Source organism: Subtercola boreus, assembly GCF_003399625.1.
Lineage (GTDB): Bacteria > Actinomycetota > Actinomycetes > Actinomycetales > Microbacteriaceae > Subtercola > Subtercola boreus_C.
This window is the reverse complement of sequence record NZ_NBXA01000012.1, coordinates 1-24,180: the sequence shown is the minus strand read 5'-3', so window position 1 is coordinate 24,180 and position 24,180 is coordinate 1. Positions and strand designations below refer to the sequence as shown.

21 protein-coding genes and 1 tRNA gene are annotated in these 24,180 nt (G+C 68.0%); 11 read left to right on the top strand and 11 right to left on the bottom strand.

Annotated features, from left to right (window positions below; translation table 11 throughout):
* From B7R21_RS06035 to B7R21_RS06025, 3 genes are read right to left on the bottom strand one after another with little or no spacing between them, the layout of a single operon-like run.
* The gene (locus tag B7R21_RS06035; protein WP_116282357.1) at positions 1 to 2,058 is read right to left on the bottom strand and encodes a hydantoinase/oxoprolinase family protein; all 2,058 of its coding nucleotides are present in this window, start codon (positions 2,056 to 2,058) and stop codon (positions 1 to 3) included.
* Positions 2,059 to 2,070: 12 nt separating this feature from the next.
* Complete coding sequence (locus B7R21_RS06030; RefSeq protein ID WP_116282356.1) at positions 2,071 to 3,282, bottom strand: CaiB/BaiF CoA transferase family protein; 1,212 nt, start codon at positions 3,280 to 3,282, stop codon at positions 2,071 to 2,073.
* On the bottom strand, positions 3,279 to 3,935 hold the full coding sequence (locus B7R21_RS06025) for a GntR family transcriptional regulator (RefSeq protein WP_172592072.1): 657 nt from the start codon (positions 3,933 to 3,935) through the stop codon (positions 3,279 to 3,281). The genes B7R21_RS06030 and B7R21_RS06025 overlap by 4 nt, the downstream gene beginning before the upstream one ends.
* Before the next feature lie 153 nt (positions 3,936 to 4,088).
* Here B7R21_RS06025 and B7R21_RS06020 point away from each other — a divergent pair, with 153 nt between their 5' ends.
* A complete protein-coding gene (locus B7R21_RS06020) occupies positions 4,089 to 4,976 on the top strand; it encodes a hydroxymethylglutaryl-CoA lyase (RefSeq protein ID WP_216364134.1) in 888 nt (295 codons plus the stop codon).
* A 56-nt stretch (positions 4,977 to 5,032) separates the two neighbouring features.
* Here B7R21_RS06020 and leuD read toward each other — a convergent pair whose 3' ends face one another.
* Positions 5,033 to 5,620 carry a 3-isopropylmalate dehydratase small subunit gene (gene leuD / locus B7R21_RS06015; RefSeq protein WP_116282354.1) on the bottom strand — a complete coding sequence of 196 codons (588 nt, stop codon included), beginning with the start codon at positions 5,618 to 5,620 and terminating at the stop codon, positions 5,033 to 5,035.
* Between the two features lie 107 nt (positions 5,621 to 5,727).
* On the bottom strand, positions 5,728 to 6,156 hold the full coding sequence (locus B7R21_RS06010) for a MarR family winged helix-turn-helix transcriptional regulator (RefSeq protein ID WP_116282353.1): 429 nt from the start codon (positions 6,154 to 6,156) through the stop codon (positions 5,728 to 5,730).
* Between the two features lie 76 nt (positions 6,157 to 6,232).
* Between B7R21_RS06010 and B7R21_RS06005 the strand changes: the two genes are divergently transcribed.
* Entirely contained in the window at positions 6,233 to 7,189 is a 957-nt protein-coding gene (locus B7R21_RS06005; protein ID WP_116282352.1) for a quinone oxidoreductase family protein, read from the top strand.
* Positions 7,190 to 7,237: 48 nt separating this feature from the next.
* On the opposite strand, the gene B7R21_RS06000 is transcribed toward B7R21_RS06005, so the two are convergent.
* On the bottom strand, positions 7,238 to 7,891 hold the full coding sequence (locus B7R21_RS06000) for a histidine phosphatase family protein (protein ID WP_116282351.1): 654 nt from the start codon (positions 7,889 to 7,891) through the stop codon (positions 7,238 to 7,240).
* A gap of 98 nt (positions 7,892 to 7,989) precedes the next feature.
* On the opposite strand from B7R21_RS06000, the gene orn reads away from it, so the two are divergent.
* From orn to B7R21_RS05980, 4 genes are all read left to right on the top strand, one after another.
* On the top strand, positions 7,990 to 8,610 hold the full coding sequence (orn, locus tag B7R21_RS05995) for an oligoribonuclease (RefSeq protein ID WP_116282350.1): 621 nt from the start codon (positions 7,990 to 7,992) through the stop codon (positions 8,608 to 8,610).
* 45 nt (positions 8,611 to 8,655) lie between these two features.
* A tRNA-His gene (locus B7R21_RS05990) sits at positions 8,656 to 8,731 on the top strand.
* Positions 8,732 to 8,791: 60 nt separating this feature from the next.
* A complete protein-coding gene (locus B7R21_RS05985) occupies positions 8,792 to 9,142 on the top strand; it encodes a metallopeptidase family protein (RefSeq protein ID WP_116282349.1) in 351 nt (116 codons plus the stop codon).
* A gap of 79 nt (positions 9,143 to 9,221) precedes the next feature.
* Positions 9,222 to 10,574, top strand: coding sequence for a hypothetical protein (locus tag B7R21_RS05980; protein WP_116282348.1), 1,353 nt, complete (start codon positions 9,222 to 9,224; stop codon positions 10,572 to 10,574).
* Between the two features lie 105 nt (positions 10,575 to 10,679).
* Here B7R21_RS05980 and B7R21_RS05975 read toward each other — a convergent pair whose 3' ends face one another.
* The 4 genes from B7R21_RS05975 to B7R21_RS05960 all read right to left on the bottom strand — a co-directional run bounded on the left by B7R21_RS05975 (position 10,680) and on the right by B7R21_RS05960 (position 14,106).
* A complete protein-coding gene (locus B7R21_RS05975) occupies positions 10,680 to 10,961 on the bottom strand; it encodes a hypothetical protein (RefSeq protein ID WP_116282347.1) in 282 nt (93 codons plus the stop codon).
* A 26-nt stretch (positions 10,962 to 10,987) separates the two neighbouring features.
* On the bottom strand, positions 10,988 to 11,776 hold the full coding sequence (locus B7R21_RS05970) for an energy-coupling factor transporter transmembrane component T family protein (RefSeq protein ID WP_116282346.1): 789 nt from the start codon (positions 11,774 to 11,776) through the stop codon (positions 10,988 to 10,990).
* Positions 11,777 to 11,840: 64 nt separating this feature from the next.
* Positions 11,841 to 13,325: an ABC transporter ATP-binding protein gene (locus tag B7R21_RS05965; RefSeq protein ID WP_116282345.1), complete on the bottom strand. Its 1,485-nt coding sequence runs from the start codon at positions 13,323 to 13,325 to the stop codon at positions 11,841 to 11,843.
* Positions 13,326 to 13,455: 130 nt separating this feature from the next.
* Positions 13,456 to 14,106, bottom strand: a complete 651-nt coding sequence (locus tag B7R21_RS05960) for an ECF transporter S component (protein WP_116282344.1) — start codon at positions 14,104 to 14,106, stop codon at positions 13,456 to 13,458.
* Positions 14,107 to 14,342: 236 nt separating this feature from the next.
* Here B7R21_RS05960 and B7R21_RS05955 point away from each other — a divergent pair, with 236 nt between their 5' ends.
* The 5 genes from B7R21_RS05955 (at position 14,343) to treZ (ending at position 22,483) form a co-directional block, all read left to right on the top strand.
* A complete protein-coding gene (locus B7R21_RS05955) occupies positions 14,343 to 14,732 on the top strand; it encodes a DUF3592 domain-containing protein (protein WP_116282343.1) in 390 nt (129 codons plus the stop codon).
* A 68-nt stretch (positions 14,733 to 14,800) separates the two neighbouring features.
* Entirely contained in the window at positions 14,801 to 15,724 is a 924-nt protein-coding gene (locus tag B7R21_RS05950) for an LLM class F420-dependent oxidoreductase (RefSeq protein WP_116282342.1), read from the top strand.
* Positions 15,725 to 15,789: 65 nt separating this feature from the next.
* The gene (glgX, locus tag B7R21_RS05945; protein WP_116282341.1) at positions 15,790 to 17,994 is read left to right on the top strand and encodes a glycogen debranching protein GlgX; all 2,205 of its coding nucleotides are present in this window, start codon (positions 15,790 to 15,792) and stop codon (positions 17,992 to 17,994) included.
* Between the two features lie 67 nt (positions 17,995 to 18,061).
* The gene (treY, locus tag B7R21_RS05940) at positions 18,062 to 20,473 is read left to right on the top strand and encodes a malto-oligosyltrehalose synthase (RefSeq protein WP_116282340.1); all 2,412 of its coding nucleotides are present in this window, start codon (positions 18,062 to 18,064) and stop codon (positions 20,471 to 20,473) included.
* 12 nt (positions 20,474 to 20,485) lie between these two features.
* Entirely contained in the window at positions 20,486 to 22,483 is a 1,998-nt protein-coding gene (gene treZ / locus B7R21_RS05935; RefSeq protein WP_116282339.1) for a malto-oligosyltrehalose trehalohydrolase, read from the top strand.
* 90 nt (positions 22,484 to 22,573) lie between these two features.
* Here the strand turns inward: treZ and B7R21_RS05930 are convergent, their stop codons facing one another.
* Entirely contained in the window at positions 22,574 to 23,854 is a 1,281-nt protein-coding gene (locus B7R21_RS05930) for a DNA polymerase IV (protein WP_116282338.1), read from the bottom strand.
* Positions 23,855 to 24,180: the final 326 nt, after the last annotated feature.

Below are 24,180 nucleotides of genomic sequence, written 5' to 3'. Positions count from 1 at the left end.
TCAGCTCCTTGTCGGGTTGATGAGAAGACATCCGCTGGGATCGACGGTGGCTTCGTGGTCGGGGAGGACGAGTGCCGTCGAGTCCATCTCGACGATGATGGCGGGGCCGGAGACGACGTCTCCCGCCCTCAGCAGGCCACGATCGTAGAGGGCGCTCTCATGACGCTTGCCCTCGACCCAGATCTCGGTCGTGCGGATGAGAGCAGCCGAGATGTCTCCGGTGCCCTGTTCGATGGGAACGCTCGGGATCTCGGTGGCCGTGTGGATCGCCACGACGGTCAGCGAGACGATCTCGTGATCAGCCTCGAGCAGGAAGGAGAAGAGCCGCTGGTGCTCCGCATCGAATCCCGAGGCGAGGGTGTCTGTGACGCCCTCCCCCAGACCGTCCGTCGGCAGTTCGATCGTGAGTTCGAAACCCTGCCCGTGATAGCGGACATCGGCCTTGTAGGCGTAGCTCAACTCGTCTGCCGCCACACCCTGCACAATGAGCCGGTCCGTCGCGGTGACCCGCAGTTGCTCGAACAGTGAGCCGAGTTCGGTATCCGACATGCTGCTGAGCGAACGCACGAGAGTACGCGCGGCCTCTTCCCGATAGCTCGTCATGACGTCTCCGTAGGCGTTCAGCACACCGGGCGACGGCGGAATGATCACCGGCCAGGAGCCGAGCAGCTTGCCGAGCGCGTTGCCATGCAGCGGCCCTGCCCCGCCGAAGGCGATGAGGGCGAAGTCCCTCGGGTCATAGCCCTGCTGCACCGAGACCAGACGGATGGCACCGAGGATGTTCTCGTTGACGACGGCGATGACGCCGGCCGCTGCGGTCTCGATGTCGGGCAGGCCCGCCGCCTCCGCAAGGCTGGCGACGGCAGTGCGGGCGGCAGCCACATCCATCCGGATCTCACCACCGGCGAGTTCCTCCGGGAGGTAACCGAGCACGACGTTGGCATCCGTCACCGTGGGGAGCGTTCCACCCTTCCCGTAGGAGGCCGGGCCGGGGACCGCGCCTGCCGACTGGGGCCCGACCCGAAGTGCACGCGTCAATTCGGGAACGTGGGCGATCGAGCCACCTCCGGCGCCGACAGTGCGTACGTCGACGGAGCTGACGCGAATCTTCAGGTCACCGACCTGGGTGTCTTTGGCGATCTTGGGTTTGTAGTCCATGACCATGGCGACATCGGTGGATGTTCCACCCATGTCGAACGAGAGAAAGTTGCCCTGCTGTGAAGCCTTGGCCGCCCAGGTCGCACCGGTGACACCACCCGCAGGTCCCGACATGAGCAGCGAGACGGGTCGCTCGATCGAGGCAGCAGGGCTGGTGAGACCACCATCGCTTCGGAGCAGAGCGAGCTCGGCATCGAGTCCACCTGCACGGATCTTCTCCTCGAGATTGCGCACGTAGTTGCCGACCTGCACCTGCACGTAACCGTTGGCGACCGTGGTGAGGGTGCGCTCGTACTCACGCATTTCCGGGAGCACCGTCGTCGACAGGGAGACCGGGATCCCCGGCATTTCCTCCTTGACGATCGCCGCGACACGAAGTTCGTGCTCGGCATTGGCGAACGAGTTGATCAGACTGATGCAGACGGATGCCACGTCGTTGGCTCGAAGGGTCTGCAGCTTGGCGCGCAGATCGTCTTCGTCGAGCGGTTCGATGATCTCGCCCCGCGTCGAGGTGCGCTCCTCGGCCTCGATCGTGTTCTCGAGACTCGCAAGAGGAGTCGGTTTGGGCCAGACGATCCAGCCGGCGAGGCCGCCGGGCACGTAGGAGCGAGCGATCTGGAGCACCTGGCGGAAACCGCGCGTGGTGATGAGCCCGACACGCGCGCCCTTTCCCTCGAGTACGGCGTTGGTGGCCACCGTCGTGCCGTGCAGAACATGGGAGACCTCGCCCTGGTCGATGCCCGCCTCCCGGCACGCCTTCTGGATGCCGTACAGCACCCCGATCGACTGGTCCTCCGGAGTGGAAGGAACTTTCGATCGCCAGGTCCTGCCCGATTCTTCATTGATCAGCAGCACATCGGTGAATGTTCCACCCACGTCCACTCCGACTCGATAGGCCACGGTGATTCCTCTCTAAATGATTCCGTCGGCGCGTAGTCGCGCGATGGCTTCTGTGCCCAGCCCCAGCAAGTGGCCGTACACGTCTTCGTTGTCCTCGCCCATCTCCCGGCCCGTGTGGCGTACGCGCCCCGGGCTCGCCGAGAGGCGCGGAAAAGTGCTCTGCATCGAGATCTCGCCGAAATGCTTGTCGGCGAGGGTGACGATGGCATCGCGGGCGGCGAAGTGCGGGTCGCTCAGCATGTCTTTCGCCGTGTAGATGAGCCCGGCAGGGATACCCGCTTCGTGCATCCTCGTGAGCACATCGTCAAGCTCGTGCGTCGCTGTCCAACCGGCAACGAGATCGTCGAGCTCTTTCATGTTCTCGCCCCGAGCGTTGTGCGTCGCGAAACGTTCGTCGGTTGCCAGCTCAGGCCGGCCCATTGCCGTGCAGAGCCGCCCGAACACCGAGTCCTGGTTCGCTGCGATCAGCACCATCTCGCCTCGACGCGTCGGGTAGACGTTGCTCGGGGCGACACCGGGAAGGGTCGCTCCGGTGCGCTCTCTCGTGTAGCCGGCAATCTGCCACTCCGGTATGAGCGATTCCATCATGGCGAACACCGCTTCGTAGATCGCGGAGTCCACGACCTGGCCGCGGCCGGTGCGCCCCCTGTCGTGCAGCGCCGCCAGAGTTCCGATGCACGCGAAGACCGCCGCGAGCTCATCGCCGAGGGAGATTCCCGCACGCGATGGAGCGGTCTCGGGGGATCCCGTCACGTAACGGATCCCGCCCATCGCCTCCCCCACCGATCCGAAGCCCGCCCGGGCGGCGTAGGGGCCCGTCTGCCCGTACCCGCTCACCCGCGTGATGATCAGACGGGGGTTGATCTCCCAGAGTTCATCGGGCGACAGCCCCCAGCGCTCGAGAGTTCCCGGCCTGAAGTTCTCCAGCAGCACGTCGGCCTCCGCAACGAGCAGTCGAAGCACGTCCTGCCCGTCCTTCTCACGGAGGTTGAGCGTGATGGTCCGCTTGTTGCGCCCGAGCACCGGCCACCACAGCGAGTGGCCATCGGCCTTTGCCTGGCCCCACTGCCGAATCGGATCGCCCTTGCCGGGCGCTTCGACTTTGATGACATCCGCGCCGAAGTCACCGAGTAGTTGTCCACAGAAAGGACCTGCCAGCAATTGGCCCAATTCGATCACCCGGAGATCATCCAGGGCCATCCGCCCATCGGTTGCATCGGTCATCCTGCGGCCTCACTCTCGTTGCGGGCTCGGAGCGCTGCAATACGGCCCTGAGCGAGGTGACTGTGCATGACGCTCTCCGCCCAGTTGGCATCACCGCTTCGGAGTGCCGCCACGATCTCGAGGTGATGCAGGGAGGAGCGGCGCTGTTCCTCGTCTGTGTACGACCCCCGCGTTCTCGCCAGCACTGCGGCATGCACGACTCCGTGCATGGCCGTTTCGAGCATGGGGCTGTCGGCGATGCGCAGGATTCCGTTGTGGAATTCCGAGTTCAGGCTCTGCACGGCATCTTCGTCGCGGTCGGGGCCCGGCTCACCTTTGGCCAGGATGCGCTGGGCGAGGGCATCGAGTTCATCGAGGTCGTGAGCTTCGGCGCGCTCAGCAGCACGGCGGCAGGCAAGCCCCTCCAGCAGCGAACGGATGTCGAAGACCACGGCGAGTTTCTCGTCGTCCCAGACGGTGACGCGCGCTCCGCGATTCATTTCCATCTCGACGAGGCCTTCGGAGGCGAGCGTTCGAAGCGCCTCCCGAACGGGCGTGCGGCTCATGCCGAGGCTTTCGGCGAGATCTGCAGCAGTCAGAGCAACCCCGGGCGAGTAGAAACCCGAGAGCAGGCGCTCTCGAAGCTGATTCAGGGCTGAATCAAACTGCGTCATTGCATTTTCTCCGGTTCGTCGATGAACTAATTGCATCCAATTAGTTCATGTTCATGTCTAGTTGGCAAGTGTTTCGGACAGATTGCATACTCTTAACGATCAGTTGCATGCTTTTTGCCTTTCCCGAGTTCCGGCTCCGTGATAGGAATAAGCATGGAGATCATTGAGGTCGGACCCAGAGACGGCCTGCAGAACGAGAGCAAGATCCTTTCCACCGCCATCAAGGTCGAGTACATTCACGCGTTGCTCGACGCGGGGCTTCGCCGCATCGAAGCGGTGAGTTTTGCCAAAGCCGACCGTGTGCCGCAGATGAAAGACGCCGAGGCGGTGATGTCGGCCGTACCCCGCGACCGGGGCGCGAGCTACATCGGTCTCGTTCTGAACGACTTCGGTGCTCGCCGGGCGGTGGATGCGGGCGTGGACGAGGCGAACATCGTGATCGTGGCGACCGATACGTTCTCCCTGCGGAACCAGGGCATGTCGACCGCAGACTCCCTCCGGGCGCTCGACCACATCGTTCCCCTGCTGAAGAACGCCGGACTGCGCGTGAGCGTGACGATCGGGGCTGCCTTCGGATGCCCGTTCGAGGGCGAAGTGCCCGCGGACCGCGTCACCGGCATCGTCGAACAGCTCGGTCACCACGACCTCGACGAGATCGCCCTCGCCGACACCATCGGCGTCGCTGTACCGACAGACGTGCGACGCCTCGTCACGGCCAGTCGGCTCCTGACCACCCTCCCCCTGCGCCTGCATCTGCACAACACGCGGAACACCGGATATGCAAATGCCGCGGAAGCACTGGAGCTGGGCGTGGAGGGCCTCGATGCCTCGAGCGGCGGTATCGGTGGATGCCCCTTCGCCCCCGCGGCGACCGGGAACATCGCGACCGAGGACCTCTACTATCTCGCCGAGCGAAGTGGTATCCCGACCGGGCTGTCGTTCCCGGGCCTGCTCACAGCTTCCCGCTTCGTCACGTCCGCGCTCGGAATCCATCCTGAGGCGATGCTCGGGAGATCAGGCATGTTTCCCGGTGGGGCGTAGTGATTACCCCATCGGCGGATGCGAACTCGACCTGAGCGTTCAGCCTTCGGGAGGGTTCAGCTCAGCGACGGCTTGTATGCCGGGCGCTGCCGCTCGAAGGCGTCGATCTCCCCATTGCTCTGAAGCGTGATCGCGATGTCGTCCAGGCCGTTCATCATCCTCCAGCGGGTGTAGCTGTCGATGGTGAAAGGAACCGTGACCCCGGGCGCGTCGATGGTCTGCTTTTCGAGATCGACCGTCAGGGCCAGGCCGGGCTCTGCCTCCACAGCCCGCCAGAGCGTCTCGCTGCCTTCCGCGGTGACCAGCGCCGCGAGAAGTCCGGACTTGCCCGCATTGCTCAAGAAGATGTCGCCGAAGCGGGGGGACACGACAACGCGGAAGCCGAAGTCCTGCAACGCCCACACCGCGTGCTCGCGGGAGGAACCGGTGCCGAAATCCGGTCCGGCGACCAGGATCGAGGCGCCGAGATACGGCGGCAGATTCAGCACGAAATCGCTGTCGCCGCGCCACTCGGCAAAGAGCGCGTCTTCGAAGCCGGTGCGGGTGATTCGCTTCAGGTACTTGCCCGGCAGGATCTGGTCGGTGTCGACGTTGCTTCGTCGAAGCGGTGCAGCAATACCGGTGTGTGAAAGGAACGCGTCCATAGTCTTCCCATCCGACGGCCCACCACGGAGGTGGATCCTTCGATTCTGAGCGCCCGGTACGTGGCACCACTGCCACACGCACGCCACAGTGTATCCGGTGCGCCCTGTCAGGGCGAGGCCAGCAGACCGGCCAGGAGGGCACGGAGTCGACTCTGCTCGGCCGGCCCGAGCGCGGCGAGCAGGGGGAGCAGCTGCTCTGACACCTCAGCGAAAACCTCGGCTGCGAGCTCAGCCCCGCGTGCGGAGAGCGCGACGATGACCGCTCGCCGGTCATCCGGATCAGCAGACCTCTCGACGAGGCCGCGGGCGCAGGCGCGGTCGACCAACCCGGAGAGCGTGGACTTCTCAAGCCCCAGAAAGGACGCCAGCCCCGACATGCGGAGGCGGCGGTCGCGGAGCACCCCGAGCATCCGGAGCTGTGTGAGCGAGAGGTCGTGTTCCAGGCCGATCCGGCCGAGCACGGCGGTCACGACGAAAGCCGTCTGCGCGAGGGCGTCGATGAGAGCATCCTGGTCGTCCCGGCTCTGCTGTGACATGGCTGGAGTCTACTTGACGTGATTCGTGATCCCAACTAGTTTAATTCGTAATACCAACCGATTTACGGAGGATCCCATGCTCGCAGCCGTCGTCACCTCGTTCGATTCAGCTCCCCGCTGCGAGGAGATCGCCGCGCCCGAGGCGCTCGCCCCGACGGAAATCATCGTCGACGTGCTCGCCGCGGGCCTGCACCCCCGGGTGCGTTCGCAGGCCGACGGGTCGCATTACACCAGCACAAGCGAACTCCCCCTCGTCCCCGGTATCGACGGTGTCGGCCGGGGTGCGGATGGCCTGCTCCGCTATTTCGTGCTGCCCGACACCACGATGGGGTCGATGTCCGAGCAGACGGTGATCGACACGCGTCGGAGCATCGTGCTGCCGGGGGACACCGATCCGGTCGCCATCGCGGCCATCATGAACCCGGCGATGGCGTCGTGGATCGCCCTCCGCCGACGCATCGACTTCGCTCCCGGCATGAACGTGCTCGTACTCGGCGCCACCGGGAACGCCGGGCGCCTCGCGGTGCAGATCGCGAAACGGTTCGGTGCGGCATCCATCGTGGCTGCGGCACGGAACCCCGCTCTGCTGGCCGAGGCGAGCGCCGGCGGCGGCATCCAGACCGTGCTGCTCGACGGCGACCAGGCGGAGGTCGCCGAGCGCCTGGGTAGGGCGTCCGCCGAGGTCGACGTGGTGCTCGACTACCTCTGGGGCGAACCCACCGCGCGAGCGATGACTGCTGTCGTCACACACCGCGCCGACGAGGGCAGACCGCTGACGTGGATCGAGATCGGCTCGGTTGCGGGGGCCACGGCATCCATTCCGTCTGCCGCACTCCGTTCGGCGCGGCTCAGCATCGTGGGCAGCGGCCAGGGCTCCGTGAGCCCGCAAAACATCCTCGGCGAACTCCCCGCGCTCGTCGCCGCGATCTCCGAGGGCTCGTTCGAGGTCGAGACCCGCAGCATCCCGCTCCGCGACGTCGAATCGGCGTGGCTCGACACGGCAGACCCGCGACGGGTCGTCTTCACACCGTGAGCGGGCTTCGGCAGCCGCACCGCCACCGCGGGCTTCGGCAGCCGAGACCTACACGCCGGCGCGCGGCGCGGGGGCGTTCCACAGCAGGATGACCGGCACATCGTGCTCGTAGCCGAGGGCGCTCATGGTCGACGTTCCGAGCGCGAACACCTGCCCACCCGTGGGCGGCAGCTCGACCCACGCTGCGGCGAGTGCGCGCAGGATGTGGCCGTGCGCGACCAGCAGCACGTCGTTGCCGGCGAGCACGTCGGCCCGCACCCGACCGAGAACCCGGAGGGCCCGAGACTGCACCTCGGCATTGTTCTCCCCCGGCGTCGCACCCGCGGGCACACCATCGGTCCAGAGGTTCCAGTGCCCGCGTTCGGCCTTGATCTCCAGAGACGTGAGACCCTCGTAGGCTCCGTAGTCCCACTCGGCGAGGTGCGGTTCGACGACGGCCTGGTCGCCGAATCCGATCAGGTCGGCGGTCGTGCGGGCGCGGAGGCGGGGGCTCGTCAGCACCTGGCTGAACCGGCGACCCGCAAGCGCCCGGCCCACTGCGCGCGCCTGCTCTTCACCGTTGGCGGTGAGCGGGATGTCGGTGACACCGGTGTGCTGGCCGGTCAGGCTCCACGCGGTCTCGCCGTGCCGTACGAGCAGGATCTGGCCGGGCGTCGGAGCGGGCGTCTGAGCGGGCGTCTGGGCGAGAGGTTCTGGTGACACGGGTGACACTCCACTTCAGTTGCAGCTTCAACCATATCGCACGGTGCGAGGCGGGCAACGGCCCGGCCGGTGTCGGGGGCCGACGGTAGACTCGCAGCATGAGTGCACAATCAGACCGACTGGTCTGGATCGACTGTGAAATGACCGGCCTCGACCTCAGCGTCGACGAACTCGTGGAGGTGGCCGTCGTCATCACCGACTTCGAGCTGAACCTCCTCGACCCCGGTTTCACCATCGTGATCAAGCCCGACGACTCCGCCCTCGAGCACATGGGCGACTTTGTGCGCAACATGCACGCCACGTCGGGCCTCGACAAGCTGATTCCGAACGGCGTGAGCCTTGCGGAGGCAGAATTCGAGGTGCTCGAATACATCCTGAAGTTCGTTCCCAACGAGCTGAAGGCTCCGATTGCGGGAAACACCATCGGCACTGACCGCATGTTCCTTGCGAAGTACATGCCGCGGGTGGATGCCCACCTGCACTACCGCAGCGTCGATGTCTCCTCGATCAAGGAGCTGGCGCGCCGATGGTTCCCGCCGATCTACTTCCACGCACCCGCGAAAGACGGCGGGCACCGTGCTCTGGCCGACATCCTCGAGTCGATCCGCGAGCTCGAGTACTACCGCAAGGCGATCTTCGTGGCGCCCCCCGGGCCGCCGTCGGCAGATCTGAAGGCCATCTCGGCAGAAGTGGTGAACGAGTTCGCCGCGAAGCTGTAGACTCGTTTCGTTCCAAAAAGTGCTTCGCCCTCGGGCGGGGCCATGGTGGGTATAGCTCAGTTGGCAGAGCGCCTGGTTGTGGTCTAGGAGGCCGCGGGTTCGAGCCCCGTTACTCACCCCACCGAAACGAGCGGCCCGACACTGTCGGGTCGCTCGTTTTACTTTCGCCTGGAGGTTCCGGATGCTCGAGCTCGACGCCGTCGCCTTCGAAGAGCTCGTTGTGGCAGAACTCGATCTTCTCCCCGACGACATGATCGACGGGCTCGACAACGTCGCCTTCGTCGTCGAGGATCGCCCCGAAGACGGATCCCTCGACGTGCTCGGCCTCTACGACGGCATCGCCCTGACGGAACGCGGGCAGTACGGTTTCGGCGAGATGCCCGACCGCATCGTGCTGTTCCGCGAGCCGCTGTTGGGTATGTGCGCCGACCTCGACGAGCTGCGGGACGAGATCCACGTGACGCTGGTGCACGAGATCGCGCACTTCTACGGCATCGACGACGAGCGGTTGCACGAGCTCGGCTGGGCCTGACCGACCCCTCCGAGGGCCGCGAGGCGAGGCGCGCGGGTCGGTCGCGGCGATCACGGCGGTGCCGCGCTAGCTTGGGGGCATGACCTCGACCGCCGCACATCGCATCCGGCGCGGCGTGGTGATCGCGATCGGCGCCGTTGTCATCCTCGGGATCGGGGTCTACGGACCGGCCACACTGCTCGGGCCGCTGCCGGCCGCGACCGCGCGGGTGCTCGACACCGCCGCCATCACTCCTGCCGCTGCCGCGCCGGCGCTGCCGTCGACCGGCGCGAGCGGAGTCACGGTGGCCGACGAAACCGCTGCCGCCGCGACATCCGGAGCCGCAGCCGCCACCCCCGCTGCAGCCGGCACGCCCGCCACCCCGGGCGCGACCGCGCAACCGACAGCCCCTCCCGCGAGTGCCGTCACCACCGCGGGCATCGCCGACCCGGTGCCCCTGGGCGGCACCACCAAGATCATCACGGCGCTCGTCGTGCTGAGCGCGCATCCACTCGACGCAGGCACTCCCGGTGACCCTGTCGTCATCACGTCCGAGGACTACGCCGACTACGTGCGCTACATCTCCGAGAGCTCCCGCGCGGTGTCGTTCATCACGAACGAGAGCTGGTCGGAGCGCGACATGCTCATCGCGATGCTGCTCGGATCCAGCAACAACCACGCCGATGCCCTCGCGCGCTGGGCCTTCGGCACGACGGAGGCCTACGTCACGGCCGCGAACGCCTGGCTGGCGGCGAACGGGATGACCGGCACAACCATCACGGACACCACGGGTCTCAGCGAGACGTCCGTCGGAACAGCCTCCGACCTCACCCGCATCGCAGAGCTCGCCTTCGAGACCCCGGTCATCGCCGAGATCATGGCCCTGCCGTCGACGACCGTGAACGGCAACCGGCAGGTGCAGAACCTCGCGGTCTACCTGCCGGATCAGGGCGTCACGGGCCTGTCGCTGAGCTACACCGATGAAGCCGGGCTGTGCCTGCTGTACCGGGCGACGGTTCCACTTGCGGGCGCGGATGGCGTGGCGACGATCTACGGCGCGATGCTGAGGGAGCCCGACTACCCCACGCTCGAGGCCGACCTCACGGCGCTGGTGGCGAGCGCATCCACCGGTCTGAAGCCGACCGAACTCGCGGCGGCCCAGACACCCTTCGTGGAGTACACCGCCGCCTGGGGGCAGACGGCACGCGCAGTCACGACAGAGGCGGAGTCGCGGATGCTCTGGGCCACCACCCCCGTCACGCAGACCGCTACTCCGCTGACGCTCACAACGGCACGCTCCGGCGCTCCGGCCGGAACGGTGACGTTCGCCCTGCCGGAGGGGGCGGTGGATGCGCCGCTCACGCTCGACGGGTCGCTCACCGATCCCGGGCCGCTCTGGCGCCTGGCGCATCCGTTCGACGTGATCGGGGCGTTCATCGCCTCGCCCGGCTGATCCCCAGCGCTGCTGGCCCGATTGTAGGAATGCGCCCAGCGAAACTGCGGCCCAGACGGGTCAGGATCGGCTCAGCGCATTCCATGGTGGCGGCAGGGCGAGAGGTCAGACGAGAGCCTCGCCGGGCTCCTGCCCGTCTTCGTCGCTCACCGGGGAGTCGCTGTTCGCGGCATCGAACGAATACGTGACGTGGGTCTGGCCGTTCAGCTCGCGGGTGCCGGTCGCGTGGTACTCGAAGTTCGCTTCGATACCGTCGACGAGGGCGATCACGCCGAACGTCGTGTCGTATTCTCCGCCGACGAAGATCCGCGTGTCGGTCTGCCCGACGAGGGGGCCGTCGCTGTATTCGACGACGTAGGAATTCGGGGTCTGTGTTGCATCAGTCATGCTCCCACCGTACCGGGCGGCAGCGGTTAGCTCTGGCTGCCGATGAAATTCCAGTGTCCGGTTGACACAGACACCAGCACAGCCGCGAGCGCCACGATGACGGCCAGGGCGATGAGCACACCTTCCCGCCAGCCCATGACGGACGCCCGGGCGTAGGTCCGCTCGCCGGAGGATCCGAATCCCCGCGCCTCCATCGCCGTCGCGAGCTTGCTGCCGCGACGGATCGAGAGCACCAGCAGCGCAAAGCCCTGGCTGAAGAAACGCCGGAAACGCCCGGAGTCTCCCACGCCCCGGGCGCGCCGGGCCAGTTCGAGCGAGCGCCAGTCCTCGAGGAACAGACCGACGAGCCGGAGCCCCGCCAGCCCGCCGAGAACGAAGCGACTGGGCAGGTGCAGTACCTGCGCGAGGCCGTCGGCGAGGTCGGTCGGATCGATCGTCACGAACAGCACGATCGCGGGAAGTCCGATGGCGAGCACCCGGAGCCCGGTCGCCACCGCGAGCTCGATCGAGCCGTCGGTGACGTTCACCAGCGCAAACTGCAGGTAGACCTGCCCCGACGGTCGCCCGTAGAGCAGCGTGGTGAGTGCGGCGGCGGGCGCGGCGATCAGCACGGGCAGCGTGCGGAGAAGGAAGGTGCGGAGCCCGAGCCCGGCCCAGAAGAACAGCACCGCCTCGAGCACGAGGGCGACACCGGCCGAGACCCAGTCGATCGAGAGCACGAGGGTGAGGCTCAGCAGCAGGGCCGCGACGAGCTTGGCGACCGGGTTGATCGCGTAGACGGCCTGCGTGCCGCGCACCGGGTTCAGGATGCTCATGCTGCGGCACCTCGTGCCGTGAAGGTTGCCGGGGCCGAGCCGGGCATCCGGATCTCGTGGGCGCTCACGCGGCACCGCCCGGAACCGGAGCCCCGGGCATCCGGAACTCGCGGTCGGCCAGCGCGTCGACGAAGTCGGCGTCGTGCGTCACTGCGACGAGGGCCGTTCCGGAGTCGAGTAGCTCGGCGAGGAGGGCGACGAGTTCGGCCCAGGTGCGGGAATCCTGGCCGAAAGTGGGTTCGTCGAGAACGAGGAGGGCGGGGCGGGTGGCAAGGGCGGTGGCGACGGAGAGGCGGCGCTTCTCGCCGCCCGAGAGCGTGAACGGGTTCGCCTCCGCGAGCGCTGTGAGACGGAGGCGGGCGAGGAGTTCGTCGACCCGCTCGTCGATCTCCCGCTGCGGGATCCTGAGGGCGGCGGGGCCGACGGCGAGCTCCTTGCGGAGGGTGCTCGAGAGGAACTGGTGCTCGGGATCCTGGAAGACCGTTCCGATGCGGGTGAGGAGTTCGCGCGACTTCCAGCGGATGGGGTGGGATCCTGCGCCGGCCGCAAGTGTGTCTCCCGCCTCGAGGGCGCCTCCTTCGGGCGCGACCAGGCCCGCGAGGGTGAGCGCGAGCGTCGACTTGCCGGCACCGTTCGGGCCGGTGATGACGGTCGCCACGCCGGGATCGACGTCGAGCGTGAGACCGCTCGCCACGGGCACGCCCTTCACCCGGGCGACGGCGAGTTCGCATGCTCGCAGGAGCGGTGCCCCGAGCAGCGGCGCGGAGCCGTGCGGTGACGCCGCTCGAAGGGGGCGGGCGGGCGGGAAGCCCGGAACCCAGACACCGGATGCCGCGAGCTCCGCACCACGCGTGGCGAGTACCTCCTCGGGCGGGCCGTCGGCCAGCACGCCCCCGCCCGGTGCGAGCACGACCACGCGGTTCACCACGTGCCGCCAGACCGCGACGCGGTGTTCGATGACCACGAACGTCGCCTCCGAGTGCGCGAGCACGCGGGCGACGGCATCCCGTACCTCCTCGACGCCGGCCGGATCGAGGTTCGCCGTGGGTTCGTCGAGCAGCAGGAGCCCGGGCTGCATCGCGAGCACCCCGGCGAGCGCCAGCCGCTGCTTCTGTCCGCCCGAGAGCGACGAGGTGGGGTGGGAGAGGGGAAGGTGGAGCCCCACGGCGTCGAGCGCGGAACCGACCCGTCGCCAGATCTCGTCCCGTGGCACGCCGAGGTTCTCGCAGCCGAAGGCGACGTCGTCGCCGACCCGCGCGAGCAGAACCTGGGAATCCGGGTCCTGGAGCAGCAGCCCGACCCGGCCCCGGGCATCCTGGGGCCGGGTGCCGCCGACGAGCAGCGTCCCGCGTTCCTCGCCCTCGTCGGCGGCGCCGAGCACCCCCGCGAGGGCGCTGATGAGCGTCGACTTGCCCGCTCCGGATGCCCCGAGCAACAGCACCCGCTCCCCCGCCGCGATCTCGAGGTCGAGCCCCTCGACAGCCCAGGCCCGCCGACCGGCGTGCCGCCAGCCCCAGCCCCGGGCCGACACCGAAGCGCCGCCGCTCATGCGCCGCCCCCTCCGCTCGCGAGAATGCCACCTCGGGCCGAGACCGACACGTCTGGCTGTCGCTCTCGGCAGGGGGTGTCGTTCTCGCGAGAAAGAGGCGCGAGAGAGAACGACGCGCGGGGTGCGGCGCTCAGACCAGCGCCCGAGTCTCGCGCCCGGCCGCGAAACGGTTCAGCGCGCCGGTCGCCGCGATACCGCGCATCGCCAGCCACGACAGCAGCCCCGCGAGCACGATTCCCGACACGATCGACGTCGCCGAGTAGGTCAGGATGAAGGGAGTGTCCGATCCCGGGTACGACAGCGTGAGGTCGGTGATCGAGAGAGCGATGCCCGCTCCGACTCCCGCGAGCAGCGCCACCCAGATGCGGTAGCTCGAGTACAGGAACAGCGCGAACACGATCTCCGCGCCGATTCCCTGGATCGCTCCGGAGACGAGCGTCGTGATGCCCCACTGCGTTCCGATCAGAGCAGACACGATGGCGGCGACGAGCTCGGTGTAGAGAGCGGCGCCGGGCTTCCGGATGATCAACCCCCCGAGCACGCCAGCGAACAGCCAGCCGCCGTTGAACAGCCCCTGGAGCCCCGGCAGCGCCGCGCTCAGCGGAGTGGTCACGGGGTTGTAGGCGAGCCCCCACGCCCAGAAGATGAGGCCGGCGGCCACACCGATGACGCTGGCGACGATGATGTCGACCACCCGCCAGCGGAAGCGCCCGCCCCCGGCCGGAGTCGCCGGGGAAGAGGAAGAGGAGGAGGTCTTCAGGGTTGAGGTTGTGGCGTGCACTGTCGTGCCCTTTCGTCGATACGAATTGTGTAGGGCACGGGTTGTGAGACGCCGCGAGCGGAGACTCCCACGGGCAGAACGCCTGTTTCAGTCAGCACAGCGACGGCTCGAGAGATTGTCCTCCCTGCGCTGGCATGATCCAGATCAGGTTCGACGGTCGAAGGTTGAGAACCTTCCTCTCAGCCCGGCTCACCGGACTCCCGTGTTACGGCAAGTATCCCATAGTGTGAGGTTCCATGCAGGTACTCATCGTTCTTGCCGTGCTGATCGTGATCGCGGGGTTGTTCCTCGCTGTGCGCGCGCACAGGCACATGACCGAGACATGGCTGCTGCGGAAGGGCACCCGCGCGCCGGGCCAGGCGGTCACGGTCGCACCTCCGATGTCGGCCGGGCTGATCTCGCGGCTGACGTCGACCGTCACGATCATCTCGTTCACGTCGGCGGATGGCGCGGCCCGCAGCCTCGTGCCGCGTTCGGGCGCCGCCACGTTCAAGCTCTCGGGCGCCGGCGGTGGGGTGACCGTTCTCTATGACGGAGCGCATCCGCTGAAGGAGGACCGCATCCGCGTCGGCTTCGGGAGCGCACCGGAACGCTGGCACCGGGTGCGCATCCGCCAGGCAGCGTAGCCGCACAGAGCGGCAGCCCCTGAGGGCAGAGCGCCCGGCTCGCACCGGAAGTGTGAAAAACTGGGCCCATGCAGTTGCGAATCTTCACAGAGCCACAGCAGGGCGCCAGCTATGACGACCTTCTCGCCGTTGCTCAGGCGACCGAGCGACTGGGCTTCGACGCGTTCTTCCGCTCCGACCACTACCTCGCCATGGGTGACGCCTCCCGGCTCCCCGGCCTGACCGACGCCTGGACCACCCTCGCCGGGCTCGCCCGCGAGACCAGCCGGATCAAGCTCGGCACGCTCGTCTCGAGCGTGACCTACCGGCAGCCGGGCATCCTCGCCATCCAGGTCGCCCAGGTCGACGCCATGTCGGGGGGCCGCGCCGAACTCGGTCTCGGCACCGGCTGGTTCGAGGCCGAGCACAGGGCGTACGGCATCCCTTTTCCCGAAAAGCGGTTCGGGATGCTCGAAGAGCAACTCGAGATCGTGACAGGCCTCTACGGAACCCCCGCCGGCGAGACCTACTCGTTCACGGGCGAGCACTACACGCTGGAGAACACGCCCGCGCTGGCCAGGCCGGTGCAGGACCCCTTCCCGGTCATCGTCGGCGGCAGCGGCAAGGCCCGCACGCCGTCACTCGCCGCGCGCTTCGCCACCGAGTTCAATGCGCCGTTCCCCGAGCTCGACCAGATCCGCCCGCAGTTCGATCGCGTGCGCGCAGCCTGCGAGAGTGTGGAACGCGACCCCGACAGCCTGACGTACTCGGCGGCGCTGATCGTGGTCGCGGGCGCCGATGAAGCAGAGTTCGCGCGCCGGGCCGCGGCGGTCGGCCGCCAGCCCGAAGAACTGCGCGAGCACGGGATCGCCGGCACGGCATCCGAAGCCATCGACCGCATCAACCGGCTCGCCGAGCTGGGCGTCGAGAGGCTCTACCTGCAGGTGATGGATCTTCACGATCTGGAGCACCTCGAATTCATCGCGGCTGAGATCGCGCCACACGTACAGTAGGACCGGCCCGCGACGAGCGCCCACCCGGGGCGCCGTAGGGCCGTGCAATCTTTGAGGAGTTTCCTGTGGACAGTTGGCCTGGATCCGCGTATCCGTTGGGGGCGACCTTCGACGGCAGCGGCACCAACTTCGCCCTCTTCAGTGAGGGTGCCGAGAAGGTCGAGCTCTGCCTGTTCGGTGAGAAGGGGGCGGAGACCCGCGTGCTGCTGCACGAGGTCGACGCCTTCGTCTGGCACTGCTACCTGCCCCAGGTGCAGCCGGGCCAGCGCTACGGCTACCGAGTGCACGGTCCGTACGACCCGGCGAACGGTCAGCGCTTCAATCCGAACAAGCTTCTGCTCGACCCGTACGCCAAGGCGACGAGCGGCACGATCGACTGGGACCAGTCCCTCTTCTCGTACAACTTCGGTGACCCCGACAGCGAGAACGACCTCGACTCGGCCAAGCACATGATGTTCGGCGTCGTGATCAACCCGTTCTTCGACTGGTCGGGCGACCGCGTGCTGAAGGTGCCCTACCAGGACACGATCATCTACGAGGCGCACGTGAAGGGGCTCACCGAGCTCAACCACGAGATCCCGAAGGACCAGCGCGGCACCTACGCCGGCATCGCGCATCCGGCGACCATCGAGCACCTGCAGAAACTCGGCATCACATCGCTCGAACTGATGCCCGTGCACCAGTTCGTGCAGGACAGCACCCTGCTCGAGAAGGGTCTCTCGAACTACTGGGGCTACAACACGATCGGCTTCTTCGCCCCGCACAGCTCATACTCCTCAGCAGGCGAACGAGGCCAGCAGGTGCAGGAGTTCAAGGGCATGGTCAAGGCCTTGCACGCGGCGAACATCGAAGTGATTCTGGATGTCGTGTACAACCACACCGCCGAGGGCAACCATCTGGGCCCGACGATCTCCTTCCGGGGCATCGACAATGCGGCGTACTACCGGGTCATGGATGACGACAAGCGGTACTACATGGACTACACCGGAACCGGCAACACGCTGAACGTGCGGCACCCGCACTCCCTGCAGCTGATCATGGATTCCCTGCGGTACTGGGTGACCGAGATGCACGTCGACGGCTTCCGTTTCGACCTCGCCTCGACCCTGGCCCGCGAGTTCTACGACGTCGACCGCCTGTCGAGCTTCTTCGAGCTCGTGCAGCAGGATCCGGTGGTCTCGCAGGTGAAACTGATCGCGGAGCCCTGGGATGTCGGACCCGGCGGCTACCAGGTGGGCAACTTCCCGCCCCAGTGGTCGGAGTGGAACGGCAAGTACCGCGACACGGTGCGCGACTTCTGGCGCGGCGAGCCGTCGACACTCGGCGAGTTCGCGTCGCGCTTCACCGGATCCGCCGACCTGTACGAGCACTCGGGCCGTCGCCCGGTCGCCTCGATCAACTTCGTCACCGCCCACGACGGCTTCACGCTTGCAGACCTCGTGTCGTACAACGAGAAGCACAACGACGCCAACGGCGAGAACGGCAACGACGGGGAGTCGTCGAACCGCAGCTGGAACAGCGGCGCAGAGGGCCCCACAGAGGACACGGCCATCCGGAGCCTCCGAGCGCGCCAGCAGCGCAACTTCCTCGCGACCCTGCTGCTCAGCCAGGGCGTGCCGATGCTCCTGCACGGCGACGAACTCGGCCGCACCCAGAACGGCAACAACAACACCTACGCGCAGGACAACGAGATCTCGTGGGTGCACTGGAAGCGCGCCGACGAACCCCTCACCGAGTTCACCGCCGCGCTGATGCGGCTCCGCAAGGAGCACCCGACGTTCCGGCGTTCGCGATTCTTCGACGGCCGGCCGGTCAGGCGGGGGCGCGGCGAGCCGCTGCCCGACATCGTGTGGCTGAACCCCGATGCGCTCGAGATGGAGCCGGAGGAATGGGATGCTCCGCTTCACCGTTCGCTCGGCGTGTTCCTCAACGGCCAGGGCATCCGCGGCCGCGACTACCGCGGTGAGCGGGTGGTCGACGTGAACTTCCTCGTCTACTTCAACGCCGACGACTCGGATGTCGCGTTCACGCTCCCCGCGGCCGAATACGGTTCCGCGTGGGACGTCGTGATCGACACCGCGGGCCAGGCCACCGACGAGGCGCCCTCCCGGCCCGGTGACGTGCTCACCGTCTGGCCGAAGTCGATGATGGTGCTCCGCGCCCATCGGCGCGAGACCACCGACCCCGATCACTCCGTGGCTGCCTCCCTCAGCAGCATGACGGGTGCGATCCAGACGATCATCCCCGCCACCCGGCCGTCGGCCGGCTAGCCCCTCCATCGCCTCGCGGGTGCCCGGTACGCCGGGTTCCCCGCGGGGCCTCCACGAGACGAGTCCCATGCCTGCTCCTGCCCCCAAGTCGACCTACCGCGTGCAGATCACCCCGTCGTTCACCCTGGACGACGCGGCGGCCACGGCGGACTACATCCACGATCTGGGAGCCGACTGGCTCTACTTCTCTCCGCTTCTGAAGGCGGAGAAGGGGAGCGATCACGGCTACGACGTGGTCGACCACTCGCTGGTGGATCCCGACCGGGGCGGTGCCGCGGGTCTGGATGAAGCGGTGGCAGCCGCACGCGCTCTGGGGCTCGGCGTGCTGATCGACATTGTGCCGAACCATGTGGGGGTCGCGACGCCGACGATCAGCGGGTGGTGGTGGGATCTGCTGAAGAACGGTCGTTCGTCGGCCTTCGCGTCGTACTTCGACGTCGACTGGTCGTTCGGCGGCGGCAAGGTGCGGATCCCCGTTCTCGGTTCGGCACCGGTCGCGGGCGAGGAGATCGAGGGCCTCGAGATCGTGGGCGACGAGCTGCACTACTACGACAACGTGTACCCGATCGCTCCGGGCACCGAGGCGCCGGGCTCCCCCACCGAGGTTCTCGCCCGCCAGCACTACGAGTTGATGGACTGGCGTCGCGCCGACGACAAGCTCAACTACCGACGCTTCTTCGCCGTGAACTCGCTGGCGGGCATCCGGGTCGAGGAGCAGGTCGTGTTCGACGACTCGCACGTCGAGATCGCACGCTGGTTCCGCGAAGGGCTCGCCGATGGGCTGCGGATCGACCACCCCGACGGTCTGCGTGATCCGGAGGTCTACCTCGAACGGCTCGCCACGCTCACCTCGAACGGCTATGTGCTCGTCGAGAAGATCCTCGAGGGGCGGGAGCCGTTGCCGTCGTCGTGGGCCACGGCGGGCACGACCGGGTACGACGCGCTGGCCGACTTCGACCGGGTGCTCGTCGACCCGGCCGGTCAGGCGGCTCTGGATGCCCTTGACGAGGCCTCGGCCACGGCTGACCGGCCCGTTCCGTCGTCGTTCGAGTCGCTCATCCACACCACCAAGCGGGGCATCGCCGACGGCATCCTCCGCTCGGAGGTGCTGCGCATCCAGCGCGACCTCGCAGCCAGCGGAGCGCTCGACGGCGCTGCGGGTGCCCTCGCAGGTGGTGCGGCAGGGCCCGGCGCCTCGGGGCCGGGCGCATCCGGGATCGACGCCCACGACGATTCCGTCGCCGACGCGATCGCCGAGCTGCTCACCTGCTTCCCGGTCTACCGCTCCTACCTGCCGCTCGGCCTCAACCAGCTCGAAGCCGCCGCTGCCCTGTCCGTGTCGCACCGGCCCGAACTCGCCGCTTCGATCGAGGCGATCCTTCCGGCTCTCTCGGATGCCTCGAATGAGGCCGCGAGGCGCTTCCAGCAGACCTCCGGCATGGTGATGGCGAAGGGTGTCGAGGACACGGCGTTCTACCGCTACAACCGGCTCACGTCGCTGAACGAGGTCGGCGCCGATCCGGGCGAGTTCGCGGTGGATGTGGCCGAGTTCCACAGAAGGCAGGTGATGCGCCTCCGGAACTACCCGAACGCCATGACCACCCTGTCGACACACGACACCAAGCGCGGGGAGGACACCCGGGCGCGCATCAGTGTCATCTCCGAGCTGCCGGCGGAATGGGCATCCACTCTGCAGCAGCTCCGCACGCTCGCCCCGCTCGGCGACGCGCAGCTCGAGAACCTGCTCTGGCAGGCCGTCATCGGTGCGTGGCCGGCCTCACGGGAGCGCCTGCACGCCTACGCCGAGAAGGCGTCGCGCGAGGCTGGCGACTCGACCGGATGGCTCGACGTGAATGAGGCTTTCGAAGAGAAGATGCACGCGCTCATCGACAGCGTGTTCGACAGCCCAGCTGTCGCCGACGTGCTGTCGGCCTTCATCTCCAAGGTGGAGCAGCCCGGCTGGTCGAACTCGCTCTCGCTGAAGCTGCTGCAGCTCACCGCCCCCGGCTCGCCCGACGTCTATCAGGGCAGCGAACTCTGGGAGACGTCGCTGGTCGACCCCGACAACCGGCGACCCGTCGACTATGCGAAGCGCCGGGCTCTTCTGGCGTCGATCGACGGCGGGCTGCGTCCCGCAATCGATCAGACGGGAGCGGCGAAACTGCTCGTCACCTCGCGGGCGCTCAGGCTGAAGCGGGATCGGCCGGGGTTCTTCCAGGGCTACCGTCCCCTCGTGGCTTCCGGGTCGGCTTCGGCTCATGTCGTCGCTTTCGACCGGGACTCAGCCGTCACCGTCGCGACTCGCCTACCGGTCGGCCTGGCTGCCGCCGGCGGTTGGGGAGACACGTGCCTCGACCTCGACGTCGACCGCGTCGTCGACGTGATCACCGGTCGGTCGTTCGACGGCTCGCGCGTGATGCTCTCAGAACTGCTCGATGAGTACCCGGTCGCGTTGCTCGTGCCGGCAACCGAAGCGTAGAGGCGAAGAGTCATGACGATCAAGCAATTCGATGTGTGGGCGCCGCGGGCGTCAGCGGTGACGTTGCGGTTGCGCGAGGTGGCGGCCTCCGACGAGGCGGTCGACCTGGCAGCGGCCACGGCGGCGGCGAGCGCCGACCCGGCCACGACGGACGTGGATGCTGCGGGCGCTGGTGCTGGCGACGGGCTCCGTTCTGTCGTGATGGAGGCGCGCGGCGACGGCTGGTGGACCGCCCCCGGGCTCGACGGCTTCGTCGAGGCCAACTACGGCTACGTGGTGGTTCCGGCCGACTCCGACGACGCTCCCGACGACGACGGAGACTCCTACGCCGACGCGGGTGCGCCCGGCCCCGTCTACGACCAGGTGGCGCCGAGCGTCGGCGACGAGCAGGTGCTGCCCGATCCGCGTTCCCGGCGCCAGCCCGCCGGCGTGCACGGACTCTCGCGCAGCTACGACCCCACAACGTTCACCTGGCACGACCAGGCGTGGAAGGGCCGACAGCTCGCGGGCGGCGAGATCTACGAGCTGCACCTCGGCACGTTCACGCCGGCCGGAACCCTCGACGCCGCGATCGAGAAGCTCGACCACCTGGTGTCGATCGGGGTCGACTTCGTCGAGCTGCTTCCCGTGAATGCGTTCAACGGCACGCACAACTGGGGCTACGACGGCGTGCTCTGGTTTGCCGTGCACGAACTCTACGGCGGCCCGGAGGGGTACCAGAGCTTCGTGGATGCCTGCCATTCGGCAGGTCTCGGCGTCATCCAGGACGTCGTCTACAACCACCTCGGGCCGAGCGGCAACTATCTGCCGCTGTACGGTCCGTACCTGAACGACGCCGCCGCGAACACCTGGGGCTCGGCAATCAATCTCGACGGGCCGGACTCGGCCGAGGTGCGCCGGTACATCATCGACAACGCGCTGATGTGGCTGAACGACTACCACGTCGACGGGCTGCGGCTCGATGCCGTGCACGCACTGCACGATTCATCCGACCCGCACCTGCTCGCCGAGCTGTCGACCGAGGTGGACGCCCTCTCGTCGTTTGTCGGCAGACCCCTCACCCTCATCGCCGAGAGCGACCTCAACGACCCCGTGATGTTCACCCCACGGGAGAGCTCCGGGTACGGGCTGACCGGGCAGTGGAGCGACGATTTCCACCACGCGGTGCACGTCGCGCTCACCCGCGAGACGACCGGCTACTACGAGGACTTCGACTCGCTCGCGGCGCTCGGCAAGGTGCTGACCGAGGGGTTCTTCCACAATGGAACGTATTCGTCGTTCCGCGAGAAGAACCACGGCAAGCCGATCGACACCGACCACACCTCCTCCTGGCGGCTCGTGGTGGCGAACCAGAACCACGACCAGATCGGAAACCGGGCGACCGGCGACCGGCTCACCGCTTCGCTGACGGATGGCCAGCTCGCGATCGCCGCGGTGCTGACGCTGCTCGGGCCGTTCACCCCGATGCTGTTCATGGGTGAGGAGTGGGCGGCCTCGACTCCGTGGCAGTTCTTCACGTCGCATCCGGAGCCTGAGCTCGGCGAGGCGACCGCCAAGGGGCGGATCGCGGAGTTCGCGAAGATGGGCTGGGACGAAGCGTCGGTGCCCGACCCGCAGGAGCTGTCGACGTTCGAGAACTCGAAGCTCGACTGGCGGGAGGCGGAGGGTGGCTCGGGCGAGACCCGGCACACGAAGCTCCTCCGCCTGTACCGCGAACTGGCTGCGCTCCGCCGGGAGGCCCCCGAGTTCACCGACCCTCGCTTCACGCAGGTGTCGGTGCGATTCGACGAGGCAGCGCGCTGGTTCGAGCTCCGCCGTGGTGACATCAGCATCCTGATCAACTTCGCGGACGCCCCTGTCGACGCGGCGACGATCGATGCCGGTGCCGCCGCGGGTGAACTGCTGCTCGCGACCGCGGACGTACTCAGAGACGCCGGACCCGCGACATCCACCCGCTCACCGCTCGGCACCCTCCCGGCCCACTCGGCGACCGTGTACCGCCGAGCCTGACGCTGCCGCCCCCGCCCACCCCGCCCTCCCGGCCGCGATCTGCGCCTCCTTCGGGCCTCGGATCGGGTCGGGCGGGGCCGGGCCTGCGGGTCAGGCGGGCGGAGCGGGCCGGTCGGGCGGAGCGGGGCGGTCGGGGCGGCGGCGTTCGCGGGGGCCAGGCTCGACCAGCGAAGCGCGCTTCAGGATGTCGCGGCCGAACTTCGCGGCGACACGGTCGACCGTGACCTCTGCGTCGCGCCAGCTCGACGGGGCCGCCGACTCGTCCTCCCAGAGCGAGGGCTGATGCACGGTCTCGTGCGCCTCGACGAGGTTCTCGGCCCGCACGCCGATCAGGCGCACGCGCTGGTCGAGTCCGACATGGTCGAAGAGATCGCGCGCCGCGTCGGAGATGGTCTGGGCGAGATCGGTCGGCTCGGTGAGCGTGCGGGAGCGCGAGATCGTCGAGAAGTCGCTGAACCGCACCTTCAGCGCAACGGTCTTCGCCGCGAGGCCGGCGCGCCTGAGCCGCACCGCGACCTGGTCGGAGAGGCGCAGCAGTTCGAGGCGGAGCTGGCGCGGATCCGACATGTCGAACTCGAACGTCATCTCGTGGCCGATGCTCTTCTCCACCCGTTCGGTCACCACCGAGCGCCGATCGTGACCGTTCGCCAGGCTGTGGAGCTTGTGGCCTGACGCCTCACCGACCCGCGAGACGAGCGTCTGCAGCGGGGTGGCGGCAAGGTCGCCGACCGTGCGGATTCCGAGCCGGGTGAGCGCCTCGGCCGTGCTCGCGCCGACACCCCACAGGGCGCCGACGGGCAACGGATGCAGGAACGCCAGCGACTCGGCGGCGGGCACCACGAGCATCCCGTCGGGCTTGGCCCTGCCCGAGGCCATCTTGGCGATGAACTTCGTCGACGCCGCGCCGACGGAGCAGGTGAGCCCCGTCTCGGCGTAGACGCGCGCCCGCACGGCGGCACCGATGGCAGACGGCGACCCGAGCAGGCGCCTGGCGCCCGCCACGTCGAGGAACGCTTCGTCGATGCTGATCGGTTCGACGAGCGGCGTGACGTCCCGGAAGACATTCATCACCTGCGCCGAATAGTGCCGGTACTTCTCGTGGTGGCTCGGCAGCACGATGGCCTTCGGGCAGAGCTGCAGGGCACGGGCTGTCGGCATGGCGGAGTGCACCCCGAACCGACGTGCCTCATAGGTTGCGCTGGTGACGACGCCCCGCCCGCCCGCACCGCCGATGATCACGGGCAGGCCGCGGAGTTCCGGATGCTCGAGGAGCTCCACCGAGGCGAAGAACGCATCCATGTCGATGTGCAGCATGGTCGAGGTGCCGTCGTCGGGGCCTCCGCCGAAGACGTGCTCCCCCGCGCTCGGCATGGCGCCGGATGCTGCGCGGTCGCCGCCCGGCGCCTTCGAGCTGCCCGGGGTGGGTGTGCGCTCGGGAATCGGCGTGCGCGACGGAATCGGCCGGGACTTCCACCCCGCCGCCCGCTTCGCTTCGCTCACCCCACCAGCCTAAGCGCCACCCCCGACACCCGCCCCCGCCCCCCGCCCGCGCCCTCGCCGACCCCCCACCCCAGCCCAATCGAGTGGGCAGTTCGGGCCCCATAACCCCGACCTCAGGGCCCGAACTGCCCACTCGATGGGTGATGGGAGCGCGGGGGGGGGGGGGGGGGGGGGGGGGGGGGGGGGGGGGGGGGGGG